17 protein-coding genes and 1 riboswitch are annotated in these 16,343 nt (G+C 45.1%); of the genes, 13 read left to right on the top strand and 4 right to left on the bottom strand.

The window, feature by feature from the left end:
- The first annotated feature begins 117 nt into the window (after positions 1 to 117).
- The 4 genes from T525_RS0100625 (at position 118) to T525_RS0100610 (ending at position 3,948) form a co-directional block, all read left to right on the top strand.
- Positions 118 to 342, top strand: a complete 225-nt coding sequence (locus T525_RS0100625) for a FeoA family protein (RefSeq protein ID WP_027405568.1) — start codon at positions 118 to 120, stop codon at positions 340 to 342.
- Between the two features lie 2 nt (positions 343 to 344).
- On the top strand, positions 345 to 2,267 hold the full coding sequence (gene feoB / locus T525_RS0100620) for a ferrous iron transport protein B (protein WP_027405567.1): 1,923 nt from the start codon (positions 345 to 347) through the stop codon (positions 2,265 to 2,267).
- Positions 2,268 to 2,281: 14 nt separating this feature from the next.
- On the top strand, positions 2,282 to 2,431 hold the full coding sequence (locus T525_RS15795; protein ID WP_071997152.1) for a FeoB-associated Cys-rich membrane protein: 150 nt from the start codon (positions 2,282 to 2,284) through the stop codon (positions 2,429 to 2,431).
- A gap of 161 nt (positions 2,432 to 2,592) precedes the next feature.
- Positions 2,593 to 2,675, top strand: a riboswitch (ZMP/ZTP riboswitch).
- Between the two features lie 61 nt (positions 2,676 to 2,736).
- Entirely contained in the window at positions 2,737 to 3,948 is a 1,212-nt protein-coding gene (locus T525_RS0100610; protein ID WP_027405566.1) for an OFA family MFS transporter, read from the top strand.
- 98 nt (positions 3,949 to 4,046) lie between these two features.
- On the opposite strand, the gene T525_RS13800 is transcribed toward T525_RS0100610, so the two are convergent.
- On the bottom strand, positions 4,047 to 4,412 hold the full coding sequence (locus tag T525_RS13800) for a helix-turn-helix domain-containing protein (protein ID WP_051533316.1): 366 nt from the start codon (positions 4,410 to 4,412) through the stop codon (positions 4,047 to 4,049).
- A gap of 173 nt (positions 4,413 to 4,585) precedes the next feature.
- Here T525_RS13800 and T525_RS0100600 point away from each other — a divergent pair, with 173 nt between their 5' ends.
- The 8 genes from T525_RS0100600 to T525_RS0100565 all read left to right on the top strand — a co-directional run bounded on the left by T525_RS0100600 (position 4,586) and on the right by T525_RS0100565 (position 13,697).
- The gene (locus tag T525_RS0100600; protein ID WP_051533315.1) at positions 4,586 to 6,034 is read left to right on the top strand and encodes an HD domain-containing phosphohydrolase; all 1,449 of its coding nucleotides are present in this window, start codon (positions 4,586 to 4,588) and stop codon (positions 6,032 to 6,034) included.
- Positions 6,035 to 6,049: 15 nt separating this feature from the next.
- Positions 6,050 to 6,415, top strand: coding sequence for a response regulator (locus tag T525_RS13795; RefSeq protein WP_037324723.1), 366 nt, complete (start codon positions 6,050 to 6,052; stop codon positions 6,413 to 6,415).
- A gap of 11 nt (positions 6,416 to 6,426) precedes the next feature.
- On the top strand, positions 6,427 to 8,700 hold the full coding sequence (locus T525_RS15405; RefSeq protein WP_051533314.1) for an ATP-binding protein: 2,274 nt from the start codon (positions 6,427 to 6,429) through the stop codon (positions 8,698 to 8,700).
- A gap of 17 nt (positions 8,701 to 8,717) precedes the next feature.
- Entirely contained in the window at positions 8,718 to 9,914 is a 1,197-nt protein-coding gene (locus T525_RS0100585) for an FIST signal transduction protein (RefSeq protein WP_027405564.1), read from the top strand.
- Between the two features lie 101 nt (positions 9,915 to 10,015).
- Positions 10,016 to 10,933: a LysR family transcriptional regulator gene (locus tag T525_RS0100580; RefSeq protein ID WP_027405563.1), complete on the top strand. Its 918-nt coding sequence runs from the start codon at positions 10,016 to 10,018 to the stop codon at positions 10,931 to 10,933.
- Between the two features lie 30 nt (positions 10,934 to 10,963).
- On the top strand, positions 10,964 to 11,908 hold the full coding sequence (locus tag T525_RS0100575; RefSeq protein WP_027405562.1) for an ABC transporter substrate-binding protein: 945 nt from the start codon (positions 10,964 to 10,966) through the stop codon (positions 11,906 to 11,908).
- A gap of 14 nt (positions 11,909 to 11,922) precedes the next feature.
- Positions 11,923 to 12,915 (top strand): iron ABC transporter permease, encoded by a 993-nt coding sequence (locus tag T525_RS0100570; protein WP_027405561.1) that lies wholly within the window; start codon positions 11,923 to 11,925, stop codon positions 12,913 to 12,915.
- Complete coding sequence (locus T525_RS0100565) at positions 12,915 to 13,697, top strand: ABC transporter ATP-binding protein (RefSeq protein ID WP_027405560.1); 783 nt, start codon at positions 12,915 to 12,917, stop codon at positions 13,695 to 13,697. Before T525_RS0100570 ends, T525_RS0100565 begins: the two co-directional genes overlap by 1 nt.
- Before the next feature lie 79 nt (positions 13,698 to 13,776).
- On the opposite strand, the gene T525_RS0100560 is transcribed toward T525_RS0100565, so the two are convergent.
- The 3 genes from T525_RS0100560 to T525_RS0100550 all read right to left on the bottom strand — a co-directional run bounded on the left by T525_RS0100560 (position 13,777) and on the right by T525_RS0100550 (position 14,620).
- Positions 13,777 to 14,025: a type II toxin-antitoxin system Phd/YefM family antitoxin gene (locus tag T525_RS0100560; protein WP_027405559.1), complete on the bottom strand. Its 249-nt coding sequence runs from the start codon at positions 14,023 to 14,025 to the stop codon at positions 13,777 to 13,779.
- Between the two features lie 123 nt (positions 14,026 to 14,148).
- Entirely contained in the window at positions 14,149 to 14,370 is a 222-nt protein-coding gene (locus T525_RS0100555) for a hypothetical protein (protein WP_027405558.1), read from the bottom strand.
- Positions 14,371 to 14,383: 13 nt separating this feature from the next.
- Complete coding sequence (locus tag T525_RS0100550; RefSeq protein WP_027405557.1) at positions 14,384 to 14,620, bottom strand: hypothetical protein; 237 nt, start codon at positions 14,618 to 14,620, stop codon at positions 14,384 to 14,386.
- Positions 14,621 to 14,931: 311 nt separating this feature from the next.
- Here T525_RS0100550 and tig point away from each other — a divergent pair, with 311 nt between their 5' ends.
- Entirely contained in the window at positions 14,932 to 16,221 is a 1,290-nt protein-coding gene (gene tig / locus T525_RS0100545) for a trigger factor (protein WP_027405556.1), read from the top strand.
- The last annotated feature ends 122 nt before the right edge of the window (positions 16,222 to 16,343 follow it).

The raw sequence follows: 16,343 nt of genomic DNA, 5'->3' as shown, positions 1-16,343 counted from the left end.
AAATGAGAAAGGGTATCATTGTCTATGCTAATGATAGTAATTATCGTTTTAATAATTTTATAACGTGGAAGTTGTAAAGCCCTAAAGCGATGAATAGAGTTGTAGGGAGGTATGAAAATGACTCTTAAAGAGTGCAAAACTGGCATGTCCGTGAGAGTGGAGAACATTGGTGATTCATTATTAAAAGAGCGGCTCATGACTATGGGACTTATTCCAGGTACTACTGTGAAGGTACTTCGCTCCGCACCGTTGGGTGACCCAATGGCAATCGGTATTCGTTCTTATAACTTGGCAATGCGCCGTGAAGATGCAGACAAGATTGTAGTTACACAGGTGGGATGATAATGGCAACAATGGCAACGGATAATAATATCATAAGGGTAGCACTTACTGGTAATCCTAATACTGGTAAATCTACTATTTTTAATGAAATAACCGGGGCTAGACAGAAAATTGGTAACTGGCCTGGTGTTACAGTAGACAAGAAGGAAGGTCATGTGACCTTCGAGGGCAAGCACATTCAAGTAATTGATTTGCCTGGTACATACAGCGTAAATGCAAGAAGTCCTGAGGAAAAAATCGTAATTGATTATTTGCAGGAAGCTCAGCTGGATTTGGTAGTGGATGTTATTGATTCATCCAACATCGAAAGAAATCTGTTCCTTACAGTTCAGCTTTTGGAAAAGGGCATTCCACTTATGCTGGACTTGAATATGCAGGACGAGGCAAAGCGTCGTGGCATTAAGATTGATGTCAAGAAGCTGGAAAAGAAGCTGGGGTTTCCGGTGTTGCTTACTGTGGCGCGGGATGGCAAGAGCATAAAGAATCTCCTTAATGTTTTTACCTCCGTTTCCATGGAAAGCTATGGTCCTAGTGAAGACCTTCAGGCCCATATTGCCAAGATTCAGGAAATAGAGAACAGCGGTCTTACTGGTATGGACCTTCAGGAGGCAATCATCAAGCAGCGTTATGCTTTTATTGATGAAATTCTCGGTGAGGTTGCGGAGTTCTCCAGTGTGGGTTCCACCCTTACAGAGAAGCTGGATTCCGTTCTGGCCAATGGCGTTTTGGCATTGCCATTATTCTTGGCTATTCTTTATGCTGTATTCCAGATTACCTTCGAGTGGATTGGTCAGCCAATTGCTGATGCTTTGGAGGAGGTTATTACTGGCGACTTTACCGAATGGGTAGCTGGCGCTCTGGAAGGGGCACAGGTCGCCGATTGGATGCAGGCACTTATTCTTGATGGTATTATTGGCGGTGTTGGTTCCGTTATTATTTTCGTTCCGCTTATTTTCATGTTGTTCTTCTGCTTGAGTTTTCTGGATGGTACCGGCTACATGGCTCGTGTGGCATTTATCATGGATCCTATTATGCGTCGGGCTGGCCTCAGCGGTAAGAGCGTAATGCCGTTGATGATGGGCTTTGGCTGTGGTGTTCCTTCCATCATGGGCGCCCGTGCATTGGATAATGAAAAGGACCGTATTCTGTCCATTTTGGCAGCGCCTTTCCTGACCTGTGGAGCAAAGCTTCCTATCATGGCTCTTTTCGCTGCCATGTTCTTCCCGGATAATGCTGCTAATGTGGTATTTGCTATGTATATCGTGGGCGTAGTTATGGCAATTGTTTCTACTAAGCTGTTAACTGCGGCCAAATATAAGGATGAAACAGCTACCTTCCTGTTGGAGTTACCTCCATACAGAATGCCAGATATGAAGACCGTTCTTCTGGAAACCTGGGATAAGGGTAAAGGTTATCTGGTAAAAGCTGGTACTATTATCTTTGTTGGTTGCGTACTCATTTGGTTCTTGGGTGCATTTAATATGGATGGTATGGTAGAGGAGCAGAGTGAGTCCTTCCTGGCTTCCATCGGTGCAGTTGTTGGTGCCATCTTTACCTTCCATGGCTTTGGCAACTGGGAAGCTGGTGCAGCCGTTATTTCCGGTATTTTGGCCAAGGAATCCGTTGTTTCCACTATCGGTGTTCTTTATGGCCTTCCAGATATTTCTGCTGAGGCTGAGGATGCTGTAGAGACTGCTGAGGCTCTTAGTGCTACTGGTATGGCAGCGGCCTTCACCAGTCTGTCTGCTTTGGCCTTTATGGTATTCTCCCAGATCTATACTCCATGTGTAACTGCATTGGGTACCATTAAGAAGGAAACCAACAGCTGGAAGATGATGTTCTTCGCCGCTGGTTATATGTTTGCTTTGGCTTGGGTAGTATCTCTGATTGTATATCAGGGAGGAAAGTTGTTGGGCTTTGAATAAAGGAGGCTCCTAATATGGCAACTTACGTAATTGGTTTAATACTTTTGGTATTACTTGGTTTTGCTGGACGTCATGTATGGAACAATTTCCGTTCCGGAAAGCATGATTGCTGCGGCTCAGATTGTGGCTGCGGTTGTGGCAGCAACTGTATCAGCCGAAAATAAATAATTAAATAAAACTGGAGAAATACTGTACTGATGTACAGATAGTTCTCCAGTTTTTTTGTGCAATTTTATACATTCCTGGTGCTTGCTTCGGTAATGGATTATCTGAAACATATTGACATGTATTGATAAAAAATATAAAATGAATGCGTTGAATTGAATATGTTTTTCGGTGCTGACGGATTAGTGGAGTTCACCACATGTATCGGAAAATGATGATAAGCCGACCGTCTGGGCAAGGATTTGTCCGGATGGTTTTTTGTTTTCGGCAAATCCTTTTTGTGATGCAGAAAGGATTGATGTACATGCGAAATCGTTGGCTTATTGCCCTGGCTGCCATTGGGATTCACATATCCATCGGCAGTGTCTACGCTTGGAGTGTATTAACCAAGCCTATTATGGCCGAGATGGGAATTACCCTGAAGGAAACCACCTGGACCTTTTCACTGGCCATTCTCTTTCTTGGCCTGTCAGCCGGCTTTTTGGGCAGCTTTGTGGAAAAGCTGGGTCCCAAGAAAAGCGGCCTTTTGGCCACTCTGTTTTTTGGCACTGGGATGCTGGGTACAGCCTTTGCCATTGAAGCAGGCAGTCTTGCCATGCTGTATCTGTTTTATGGTATTATCGGTGGTATAGGCCTGGGGATTGGCTATATTACACCGGTATCCACATTGGTAAAGTATTTCCCTAACCATCGGGGCTTTGCCACTGGCCTTGCCATTATGGGCTTTGGTTTTGCAGCCCTTGTGGCTGGTCCTGTTATGCAGTATCTTACAGGAGAGTTTGGCTTAAGAAACAATTTCCTGATATTGGGTGCAGTATATATTGTGATTATGAGTATGTCCGCCCTTTATTTAAAACCACCGGCAACGAGCAGTGTTGTTGAGGCAGGGGAGCACACCCATCAGGGGGCTACAGCCAACGAGGCGGTAAAGACATGGCAGTTCTCCGCTCTTTGGTGGATTTTCTTCGTAAATATCACCTGTGGTATTGGCCTTCTTTCCGTCGCTTCCCCAATGGCCCAGGAGGTAGTGGGCATGGATGCGGCAGCAGCTGCTTCTATGGTAGGTATTATCGGCCTTTTAAATGGTGCGGGACGAATAATCTGGTCCACAGTTTCTGATTACATTGGCAGGGGAATGACATATATTATGTTTTTCCTTATTGAAATCGCCGCTTTCTATCATTTGGCCAACACTGTGGATGCCATGGTATTCCAGCTTCTTATTCTGCTTATTATTAGCTGCTATGGTGGTGGCTTCTCCTGTATGCCGGCTTATCTTTCCGATTTGTTTGGCACAAGAGAGCTTAGTGCCATCCACGGCAGAATTCTCACCGCCTGGGGGCTGGCAGGTATTGCAGGCCCATCTATTATCGCGGTGTTTAGGGAAAACACAAGCGGCTATGATTATACGCTGTATTTCTTTGCCGGCTGCTTTGTGATTAACTTCCTTATTGCTCTTGTGCTGAAGACCTATGGCCGCCGCAAGAGAGTCCATGCACTTGTTGAAACTCACTAATAAAAAAATATCAATATTTAATATGATCATTGAAAGTAAAAATCACTGGTGTAGGGCTGATGATCAGCTCTAAGCCAGTGATTTTTGTTTGTGATGTTTTATTTTTCTTCAATATATGGTTCCAGACATACGGAAACGATTCTTTGAATATGCTCTGGGGCTCTGTGGTAGGCCGCAAGGAGCTTTTTGTCAGATTTATTATCAGGGTTCGGGTCCTCAGGGGCCGGGGAGATGATATCAATGGCCATGGGTTTTTGTTTTTGGGATTTGCCGGACATATAATCCATATCCACCTTGAAAAACTTGGCAAAAATATCCAAAATCTCAAGAGTAGGCTCCCGTTGTCCGCTTTCATACATGGAAATAGCGTTTTGGCTTATTTTGGATAACTCGGAAAATTCCTTCTGGGTCAAGTCCTTTGCCAGCCGCAATTCTTTTAATCTATGTGCAAAATCTGTAGACATAACAGCCACATCCTCTAAATGTATATCTTAATTTCTATTATACAGTAATTCTTACCAAAAAGACTACTATTCCCTCTTTTTCAATGGTATAAAACATTTTGACAAATAGCTTAAATAAGGTAATATATAAAGTAGGGGATTTATACGAAAATTCATTATATGATGGTGATATTATGGAACATGATGTAAGGCAATTTGATGGGGAAAATACTGGTGATACCGGTAAAATAATAGAGAAATTAGATTTTCTGAATACCCAGGAGGGCCTCCAGCAGTGCATGGATGACGAAAATTTTTATCTGGATATTGTCAGTACCTATGTGGAGGACAATGTTCTGGAGGACATGCAGAAATGCTATCTGGGGAATGATTGGGCCGGCTACAGGGTAAAGGTCCACGCTTTGAAAAGCTCATCTGCCTATATTGGAGCAGAAGACCTAAGGGCTAAGGCAAAGCGCATGGAGGATGCCGCCAAGCAGGAGGATGTGGAGTACATCAGTCTGAACCATCATAAATTGGTGGCCATGTACGAGGATCTGATGCGGAAAATTGCCGCCGTGCTGCCAAAGCGCATAAATCTGGAGGGCAGCTCTCAGATAAAGCAGTTTACTATTTTTGTAGTGGATGACAGCCGTCTGAACCGTCAGGTAGTAGCAGAGGTGTTGTCTGATTCCTATAATATCAGTGAAGCAAGCTCAGGACAGGAGTTTTTCCAGCAGCTGGAAGAGGGAAATATACCTGATTTGGTGCTCCTGGACGTACACATGCCAAGGGAAACAGGACATGACATTATTGGGAAGCTGAAGGCAGATGAAAGGTTTGCCCATATTCCCGTGGTGTTTATGACCCATGATAATGACCTTTCCACAGAGCTAGCAGGCTTTAGGGAGGGGGCTGTGGATTTTATTACCAAACCTCTTAATCCCGCTCTTTTGCAGGCCAGAATAGGCAGAATACTGGATTTGTATTATTTGCAGTCCAAGCTTCAGGAGGAGGTTCAGATCAGAACGCAGGATATTCTCGATAAAAGCATGCAGATGACTGTTATGTTTGATCAGATTATCCAGGCCCTGGCCAATACTATTGATGCCAAGGATAAGTATACCAAGGGCCATTCTGACCGGGTTTCAAAATATAGTGTAATGATTGGTGAACAGCTGGGATATTCAGAAATGCAGCTGATGCATTTAAAGTATGCAGCCCTTCTTCACGATATTGGCAAGATTGGTATTCCGGATTGGATTATTAATAAGACCGGCCCTCTGACGGATGAGGAATTTGAGATTGTAAAGACCCACCCCGTTATTGGTGGGGATATTTTAAAGACTATTACCTCAGTTGAGGATATTTATAATGGGGCTATGTTCCATCACGAGCACTACGATGGCAGTGGCTATCCAAGGGGGCTTTTAGGCAAGAATATTCCGGAAATGGCCCGTGTTATTAATGTGGCTGATTCCTATGACGCCATGACCTCCCGCCGTTCCTACAGAGATATGCTGACCCAGGAGGGCGTAAGGGGAGAGATTGAGAAGGGGCTGGGAACCCAGTTTGACCCTATTATAGGCAGTATTATGCTGCAAATTATTGATGAGGACACCGAATTTACCTTGCATGAATAGAGGGGGGACCTTTTCATGAAAAAAATACTGGTTGTAGATGATAATGTGGTTAATCTTAAATTTGTGGACAAGATGCTCAAGGCAAATGAGGAATACAAGCCAGTGCTGGTGCCAAGCGGCAGCAAGGCTCTGCAGTTTCTGTCAAAGAATGTTCCGGATTTGATCTTGCTGGATATTCTCATGCCTGAAATGGATGGTTATCAGGTGTTGGAGGAAATCAGAAAAATGCCGGGAGTAGCTGATGTTCCAGTACTTTTTCTCACAGCCGATGAGGAGGAGGGCCTTCAGGAGAAGGTTAAATCCGTGGGGGCTCAGGGCTTTTTGCTGAAGCCATTTAAACAGGATGCTTTGCTTAAACTGGTAGGACAGTATTTGGCATAGGGGGTAACGGGATGCAGGAGAATGAGGCTACGTTAAAATCCTTGCAGATTGAGCTGAAAAGGGCCAATCGCGAGATTAAACGACTTCAGCGTGAAAACAATATTTTGGCGGCATTGGCGGAGCAGGCCAACAAGTTCCGTGAATACAGCGAGCACTCCAAGGGCCAGCAGGTATTCTACAACGCCATGCTGCTTCAGAATTCGCCAAATATATCAATTATGCTGGATATGGATCTCAATACGGTTATGGCCACAGAGCCATTCTTTCAACGTTCCAGCTATACCTTTGAACAGGTAAATGAGGGCGTGTATATTTATGACCTTTTTGAGGGCCTCATGGATAACATTGGCCGCCGCCACATAGAGGAAATGTGCAAGGAAACCCGTGACGAGGGCAAGAATATCCAGTACATGGACCGCATGGATGTCCATGGCATGGAGGAAAATTTTGATATATACGTGAGGCCGGCCATAAACCAGGACAAGGAAATAGCCGGTGTCATGCTGATAATGGTGGATATTACAGATATTATCCGGGCCAAGGAAAGGGCGGAAAGCGCTGACAGGGCCAAGTCCAGCTTCCTTGCCAATATGTCCCATGAAATCCGCACCCCGATGAACGCCATAAATGGCATGTCGGAGTTTATTATCAGAGATACCACGGATTCCTTTGCCAGGGAAAATGCCATGCTTATTAAGAGCGCCTCGGCTTCTCTTTTGGCTATTATCAACGATATTCTTGATTTCTCAAAAATTGAAGCGGGGAAAATGGACATTATCAATACCCCATATCAGATGTCTTCCATTATCAATGACGTTATGACCATGATTGGCATACGCCTTAAGGATAAAGACGTGGAGCTGATAATGGATATTGACGAAAATATACCATATAGTCTGGTGGGGGATGAAATCCGCATAAAACAGGTTATGGTTAATCTGCTGAATAATGCGGTGAAGTTTACCCACAACGGCTACATAAAAATGAAGATGTGGTTTGAAAAGATGCCGGAGGAGAATGCAGTTAAGATATTCTCCTGCGTGGAGGATACGGGCTGCGGAATTAAGCCAACAGACCTTGTAAAGCTGTTTTCCAGCTTCGAGCAGGTGGATACGAAACGTAACCGCTCCGTGGAGGGCACTGGGCTTGGCCTGGCTATCAGTAAACGCCTTTGCCGCTCCATGGGAGGAGATATTACTGTAGACAGTATCTACGGCAAGGGAAGTATCTTTACATGGACTGTGGTCAACAAGGTGGATGACTGGAAGCCAATGGGCAAGCTGAACAAGGATGACAGTCTGTTCCAGCGTAAGCTATTTAAATACACCTTTACTGCAGAGGAGGCCACTGTACTGATTGTCGATGACAACAGGGTAAATCTGAAGGTGGCTGAGGGGATGCTGGCACCATACAAGGTGAAGGTCACCTGCGTGGAAAGCGGTGCTGAGGCACTTAATCTCCTTACCAACGAAAAGTTTGATATTGTATTTATGGACCACATGATGCCGGTTATGGACGGCGTGGAATGTATGTACAAGATCCGTGAGATTCCTGGCTGTCAGTATACAGTGGTAATTGCCCTTACAGCCAATGCCATCAGCGGCATGAAGGAGCAATACTGCGAGTATGGTTTCCAGGGCTTTTTGGCCAAGCCGATTGAGGCCAAGGAGCTGGATGAGTGTCTGAAGCAGTTCCTGCCGGAGGATAAAATAAATAAGCTGGATAAGCCATTTACTTCCCAGACAGACAATATAGATCAGGATATATTGAAGCAGGTTTACACTGATGGACGCAAGAAGATGAAGCTTTTGGGCAGTCTCATTGAAAATGAGGATTATGCCAACTACATCATTGAGGTTCATGCCCTTAAGACTGTGGCAGCTATTATTAATCAGAAGGAACTGTCCCAGATGGCCAGGGAGCATGAAATGGCCGGAAAGGACGGCAACTACGATTATATCCGGCGAAACTTTGACAAGCTTATGGCAAAATATGCATCTGTTATCGCCTATCTGGGTGATTTTTTTGCTGATGATGTTTATGAGAAGAAGGAAGAGGAGGAGCTGGTAGAGGCCTCCCAGCAGGAGATGGACCGTATCATAAACGATATGGAATCCGCCATTGGAGACTTCGACTTGGATATTTTCGAGGAGCTGCGGACAAAGCTTTCCAAGTTCAAGGTCAGTGACGAACAGAGGGAACTCTTGAATAAGATGAAGGATGCCGGCAATGATTTCGATTATGACGGCTTGGAGAAACTGGTTAACCAGTGGAGTCAATCATAGATATAGAGGTGAATGGGATGCGGTCTTTAGCCGTTTTTACAAAGAACATGGACGATCTTGACCTGGGTGTGGCGGAGCTTAAGGAGAAGCTGAAAGATTTTGAGCTGGCCAGAAATTCCCTGGGAGTGGTATTTGCCCACGCAGAGACGGATTTTGAGGAATTGGGAGAAAAGCTGAGAGAGGAATTTAAATTCCCGATTATGGGCTGCAGTGCCATGTCCTTGTTTTCAGAGCAGCAGGGCTATGCCAAGGAAGGTATTTCCTTGCATGTGTTTACTGCAGATGATTGCAGCTTTGCTGCCGGGATAACCGGGGAGCTGACAGAGGACAATTACAAGGCGGAAATCAGACGGACCTTTAATACGCTGAAAAATGACCTTGGGGGCTGGCGGCCGAAGGTAATTATCACTTATGCCGTCAAAGATCCAAAAATTCCAGGGGATGAATTTGTTAATGTGCTGGATGATGTAAGCGGGGGAATACCTGTTTTTGGCGGTTTTTCCTCAGATAATTTCGTGTTCGATGAATGCAGTGTTATGCTGAATTCTCAGGTGAACAGGGCTGGCATGGTTATGGTCCTGATTGGTGGCAATACAAAGCCCGTTATAAAGGGCGAGTTTTCCGTGGAAACGGTGGCAGATTTTGATGAGACAGTCACTGAAGCCAGAGGAAATGTGGTGTACAAGCTGGGGAACAAGACAATGGTGGAGGCCTTGCAGGCTGCGGGCTTTGATCTGGATGCGAAAAATCTGGTAATGCAGTTTGTGGGTTCTCCGTTCCTGGTTACCTATACCACAGTGGAAGGCGATGAAATCCAGGTTATCCGCAATCTTGACAGCATAGATTTAGAAAGTGGGGCTGGCGTATTTTTGGGAAATGTACCCCAGGGGGCCAATATTCAGCTGGCCATGTTCAGCCGCAAGGACGTGGCCCATTCAGTGGCCAAGGCCATTCAATCCGCCATTGTGGATGTGGCTAACGAGCATAAATACGAGTACACATCAGCCATTATTACTTCCTGTGTTTCAAGGCTTATGACCTTTACAAATGATGATATGGTGGATGAGACCAAGGGATATTCTGCGGTTGTACCTCGTAATATCAGATTCTCGGGAATGTACTCCTATGGCGAATTTTGTCCTATAATTTCCAAAGCAACCGGCAATGTCCATAATTGCTTCCATAATACAACCTTTTGCTTTATTGTTTTATAACTAATAAATAATAGACAGAGTGTGAAAAGCACCATAAAAGGCGGACAGGCGCCATAAAAACAAATGAAATGAATTGAAATGAAATGTTTGGGGGCATAATAATGGATTTTAGGCAGTTGGAGTATTTTTGTGCCATCAGCAAACTGGAAAATTTTACGAGAACCGCTGAATATTTACACGTTTCACAGCCATCTGTGACCAAGGCAATAAAGGCTCTGGAAAGTGAGTTGAAGCTGACCCTTATTGACCGCCGTCAGAAGCACGTTACCCTCACCAAGGAGGGAAAGGCCTTTTTGCTTCACGCGGAAAAGATAATGAAGGATGTGGAGGATACAAAAAACGACATGGCCCGTTTCCAGCAGGAAAAGCTGGGTACGGTTCATTTTGGCATTCCGCCAATGGTGGAGGCCTATTTGTTTCCTGACCTCTTTACCAGCTTTAAGGATATGTATCCGAATATGAGCCTTGATGTGAAGGAATACAGCGATTCCACTGAGGTTTTGCAGAAGGCAGACAAGGGTGAGCTGGATTTTGGCATTATTTTTACAGATGAACTCACTGACAGAGATCATGAAATGCTGATTCAGACCGATAATTTAAGCCTCTGCGTCAGCCCGGAGCTGGAGCTGGCCAAGAGAAATCAGATTGAATTTGACGATCTCCGCAACGAGCAGTTCATAATGCAGCAGTCAAATACATACCAGTATCAGCATGTGTATGAGCGTTGCGTGGAACGGGGCTTTGTGCCCAATATTTTGCTGTGTACCACCCAGCTGAAAACCATAAAGCAGCTGGTGGCCAACAGACTTGGTATATCCGTACTTCCGGATTTCGTAACCCGGGAGGAAACAAAATTCGTCCGCCGTCAGCTGACACCGCCACTTACAGTGCACATTTGCCTGTATTGGGGCAAGGACAAGGAGCTTACTGACAGGGACGAAAGATTTCTTAATTTTATGAAGCAGTATATTGCTTCTGAGGATTTTACAAAGAACTTCCAGCCAGTTGAAACAGATTAGCTGGAAGGCTATTAACTGGAGGGGTGTTCTATGAAATTTTTGAAATCTGTCATGCTCATAATGTTATCTCTGATGATATTGAGCATGGCCGGTTGTGGCGGAAGTACCGTCACCCAGCAGAGCAGTGATGGTAAGGATGTTGTTATTACTGATGACTCCGGCAGGGAAGTGAAGCTTTCCGGGCCTCCTAAGCGCATCGTGGTATTGTCAGCCTCATTTTTGGAGCCATTGCATCTGGTGGGAGGAAATATCGTAGGACGTCCGACTTCCCAGGTGGCTCCGGATTTTGCCAAGGATATTGAAGTAGTTGGCAAGTCCATACAGGTGGATGTAGAAAAGGTCCTGTCCTTAAATCCGGATTTGGTGGTTATCCATCAGGGGGTAAACGAAAAGCTCATAAAGGTGCTGGAGGATAATGGCATTCCTTCAATTGTACTTAAGTCCAAAACTTATGAGGACGTAAAGCGTGAGCTGGAAATATTTGGACAGGTAACAGGGGAGAAGGAAAAGGCGGCAGCGGCCATAGCAGATATGGACAAGAAAATAACCGCCATCAAGGAGAAGCTGCCGAAGGAAGAAAAACGGGTGGCAGTGCTCTTTAGCTCATCCCAGAACCTTAATATTCAGCTCAGCGGCAGTATTGCGGGCTCTGTGGTGAAGGATTTGGGCTGGAAAAATGTGGCAGAGGGTCTGACTCCAATGGAGAAGAACCCTGATGCAACTCCGTACAGCATGGAGACCATGGTGGAGCAGAATCCTGAGATTCTCTTTGTGGTAACCATGGGCAATGCCAAGTCCCAGGAGGATAATCTCCTTGGAGAAATGAAGAAGAATCCGGCCTGGAATGCCATTAGTGCAGTACAGAACAACAAGGTGTATTTCCTGCCTCAGGACCTGTTTCTTTTGAGTCCGGGCCTTAACTATCCTGAGTGCTATCAGGAGATGGCCAAGAAGGTTTATCCAGAGCTGTTTTAAAGGAGCATAATAAATTGAGCGATAATAAAAGCAGCGTTAAGTGGCGAATATCTATTTTGGCGATATTCGCCATTTTAGCGGTCGTAGGCTTTCTACTTAGCATAATGATGGGTTCCGTTTCAATTCCTGCCCAGGAGGTGCTGGATTCCCTTATGGGAAATGCCACGGGAACCCATGAAAAAATATTGAACAGTATCCGTTTGCCAAGAACGGTGGTGGGGGCACTGGTGGGCATGAATCTGGCCCTATCCGGGGCCATTTTGCAGGCGGTTATGAAAAACCCTCTGGCGGATCCACATATTATTGGTATTTCCTCTGGTGCGGGTATTGCGGGCATCATGGTTATGCTGATTTTCCCTGGCTATGAGATGTTTGTTACCCCTGTGGCATTTGTGGGGGCCATGCTGGCGGCAGTGTGCATTTATATTTTGGCATGGAAAAACGGCATCAGGCCTGTCCGCATTATTTTGGCTGGTGTGGCGGTGTCCGCATTTTTAGGTGCTGGCATTTCGGGCATGATGATTTTTAACAGCGATAAGATTCACAACGCCCTTATGTGGATGGTGGGCGGCCTTTCTGCCAGAAGCTGGCCCCATGTGGCCATGATCTGGCCTTATTCCTTGGGGGGCGGCATTCTTGCCCTGCTGGCAGCCAGACACATCAATATTTTGCAATTAGGGGACGAGGTGGCCAAGGGACTGGGAGTCAGAGTAGAGCTCACCCGTATTGTCCTTACCGCCATTGCGGCCCTTTTGGCAGCCAGTGCAGTTTCTGTGGTGGGGCTTTTGGGCTTCGTGGGACTTATTGTGCCCCATGCCGCCAGACTTATAGTGGGCTCTGACTACAGATTTCTGTTGCCTGCCTCAGCACTTTTGGGAATAGGCGTGGTGACTATATGCGACACGGTGGCCCGGGTGGCCTTTGCCCCTGTGGAGCTGCCAGTTGGTATTTTGATGGCGGCATTTGGTGCTCCATTCTTCCTGTTCTTGTTAAGGAGGGAGCTGTAATGTCAATTGAAGCAAAAAATCTGTCTGTGGCCATAAATGACAAGGTTATTCTGGAGGGAATTAATGCCTCTATCCCGGAGGGAAAAATAACTTCTGTCATCGGTCCAAATGGTGCGGGAAAATCCACCCTGCTTAAGGCGGTGGCGGGCATCAACAGCAATTACGGTGGACAGGTTATCATAGACGGTATTGATTTAAAGAAAATCAAGCGCAAGGAGCTGGCCAGAAAGCTGGCGGTGCTTCCCCAGGGCATGCAGGCCCCTCCAGATGTAACCGTGGAGCAGTTGGTGGATTACGGAAGGTTTCCTTATCGGAGCTGGTTTAAAAAGAGCAATCAGATAGAGGACGAGGAGGCTGTGGAGTGGGCCATGTCTGAAACCAACGTGTCCCATTTAAGGCATCGTCAGGTCATGTCCCTTTCCGGCGGTGAAAGACAGCGGGCGTGGATAGCCATGGCACTTGCCCAGAAGCCTGAAATTCTCATCCTTGATGAGCCCACCACCTATCTGGATATTGCCCATCAGCTGGAGGTAATGGAAATTGTAAAGCGTCTCAATGAAAATTGGGGCATTACGGTGGTAATGGTGCTCCACGAGCTGAACCAGGCGGTGAAGTATTCAGATTATCTGGTGGTGGTGAAGGACAAGGGCATCTACACTGCAGGAGCCCCGGATACGGTCATGAACGAAACCTTCCTGAAAGAGGTCTTCGGCGTCCGGGCAGAAGTATTCTCCAATGACCGGGGAGAACAGATTCTGACCCCTGTGGAAGTGCTGAGATAAAGAATAAGTTAAAAAGCTAAAAAGCTGGTGCAAGAGATGAAGGTTCATCTTTGCATCAGCTTTTTTATTAAACATATTATTACCATACTACCTCATCTTCAGGGATGGTATCTGATAAAGGAGTATTCGCTCCTTCAAGTAATTTCTCCTTCATCCCGGGAACAGAGGATAAACTAACTGTCTCTATTAAGCTCCTGTATTCATCTTCGCTTATCATGACTGCATTTCCGCTCTTTGAAGTTATATGTATGGGCTCGTTGAAGCGCACAGCAGTCTCAACCAGCGAAAAAATATTTTTTCTAAAATTTGTAATCGTGGTTGTAGTCATAAATGGCACATCCTTATATGTACAGAATGATGTACATAAATTATGGAGAAAAAACAATAGTTTTGAAATGCTTATTATGATTTTGGAATCTTTATTATTTCTTTTATAATGGTACCCTTTTAATTAGCTAACCTCGGCATGATCATAGGCAGCATCATCAAAGAAATCATCCTGACTGGATATGAAATCAAGGATATCAGCAGTTAGGGCTTCTGGATGATTCTCCACGAAGGCCTCGACCTTTTTCTGCCTGGATGGTTTCTTTTTTACATATGTCAGCACGGCTGCAACAAAACCATAATATGTATCTTTAACATTATTTAGTCGTATCGTCAGTTTCTCCATCGTAGGCACCTCCTTAATGCTCATCTATGACCCGTAAGAATATGTTGTAGTTGTCAAAACCATGATTTTCAAACCAATAAATGTATGCCTTTCCATCAATGCCAAAAGATGCATGTGCAGCAATAGGCTTACCTTTGTATTGAATTTCATATATTTGATTGATTTCTGAGCATATTTTAACATATTCCTTGAAATTGAGCCAGAATGTTGGTTTGGAAAAAGGAATTCCGTTAGTGTCTAAAATTGTCATTTTGATGCCTCTATTATATCACGTACCTCAAGAAGGTTTCTTTCTAAGGCTACTATGATATTAATCAGTTAAATGAAAAAGAGAAAAGATATAGAATTAATAATATAAATAAAATTTAATTATAGTTTAAAATAATTAATAAAAACTGTCAATATGATTTAATATATAATATCGATACTTGCGACTATAAAAACAACTGAGTACCTTGTATTAAATCCCCATATATGCTATTATGTTTACTATGTGGGCATAAACAGGTCACAAGTGGGTTAAAGCCCCATAAAGAATACATTAGGAGGTCTTTTAAGACAATGGAAGTTAGTGTAAAAGATTTAGAGAACCAGCAGGTTGAATTGAACATTACTGTTCCTGCAGCAGAGCTGGACAAGGCATACGATGCAGCAGCAAAGAAGCTTGCTAACCGCGTAAATATCCCTGGTTTCCGTAAGGGTAAGGCTCCAAAGAAGATTGTAGAGCGTCACGTGGGCAAAGAGTATGTTATGACTGATGCTTTTGAGATGGTTGCTCCTAAGGCTTTGAATGAAGCTCTTGCACAGGAGAATATTGATATTGTTACCCGTCCTGAGCTTGATGTAGACACTCTGGAGCTGGGCAAGGATCTGGTATTCAAGGCTGTTGCCACCAAGAAGCCAGAGGTTGAGCTGGGCGAGTACAAGGGCCTTAAGGTAGAGGTTGAGAAGGACGTAGTTGATGACGAGGTAATTCAGCAGCAGCTTGTTCGCATGCTGGACCGTCAGGCTGATATGGTTGAGGCTGAGGAAGGCGCAGCAGTTGAGAAGGACAACTTCATCACTCTGGACTTCAAGGGCTTTGTAGATGGTGAGGCTTTCGCTGGTGGCGAGGGCAAGGATTATCCTCTCCAGATTGGTTCCAATTCCTTCATTCCAGGCTTTGAGGACCAGCTCATCGGCGCCAAGGTTGGCGAGGAGAAGGAAGTTAACGTTACTTTCCCTGAGGAGTACCACTCTGAGGAGCTTAAGGGCAAGCCAGCAGTATTCAAGTGCACTGTAAAGAGCATCAAGAAGAAGGTTCTCCCTGAGCTGAATGACGATTTTGCCAAGAAGGCAAGCACTTTCCAGACTCTGGACGAGCTGAAGGCTGATCTGAAGAGCAATCTGGAGAAGAGCGCTGAGACCAAGGCTGAGTCCGAGAAGCGCGAGAAGGCTATCAACATGGCTGCTGACAATGCAAAGGTTGATATCCCAGAGGTTATGATTGAGAACCGCGTAAATGCTATGGTTCAGGAGATGGCTCTCCGCCTTGAGCAGCAGGGTCTGAAGCTGGAGCAGTACATGGCTTACGCTGGCACTGATATCAACAAGCTCCGTGAGAACTACAAGGAGACTGCAGCTTCCAACGTTAAGGTTGATCTGGTTCTGGAGGCCATTGCCAAGGCTGAGGGTATCAAGGTTGAGGCTGAGGATCTGGACAACGAGGTTGCAACCATGGCTGCAGCTTACGGCGCAACTGCAAAGCAGGTTAAGAAGATTATTGCTGAGCAGGGCCGTCTTGGCGATCTGGCAGCTACTGTTCTCAGAAGAAAGACTGCAAACTTCGTAATCGACAGCATTGCACAGTAAGCAATATTGACTGAAAAAATTATATCCCCCGCCCAAGGAAAGTTCTTTGGGCGGAGGGTTAATTTTTAATTGGAAATTAATTGAATTACTGCTATATTGATATTATAGTAAAGTTAAGATTG

Source organism: Anaerovibrio sp. RM50, from assembly GCF_000622005.1.
Taxonomy (GTDB): Bacteria; Bacillota; Negativicutes; order Selenomonadales; family Selenomonadaceae; genus Anaerovibrio.
The sequence above is the reverse complement of the archived record's forward strand: the minus strand, read 5'-3'. Positions and strand labels throughout refer to the sequence as shown.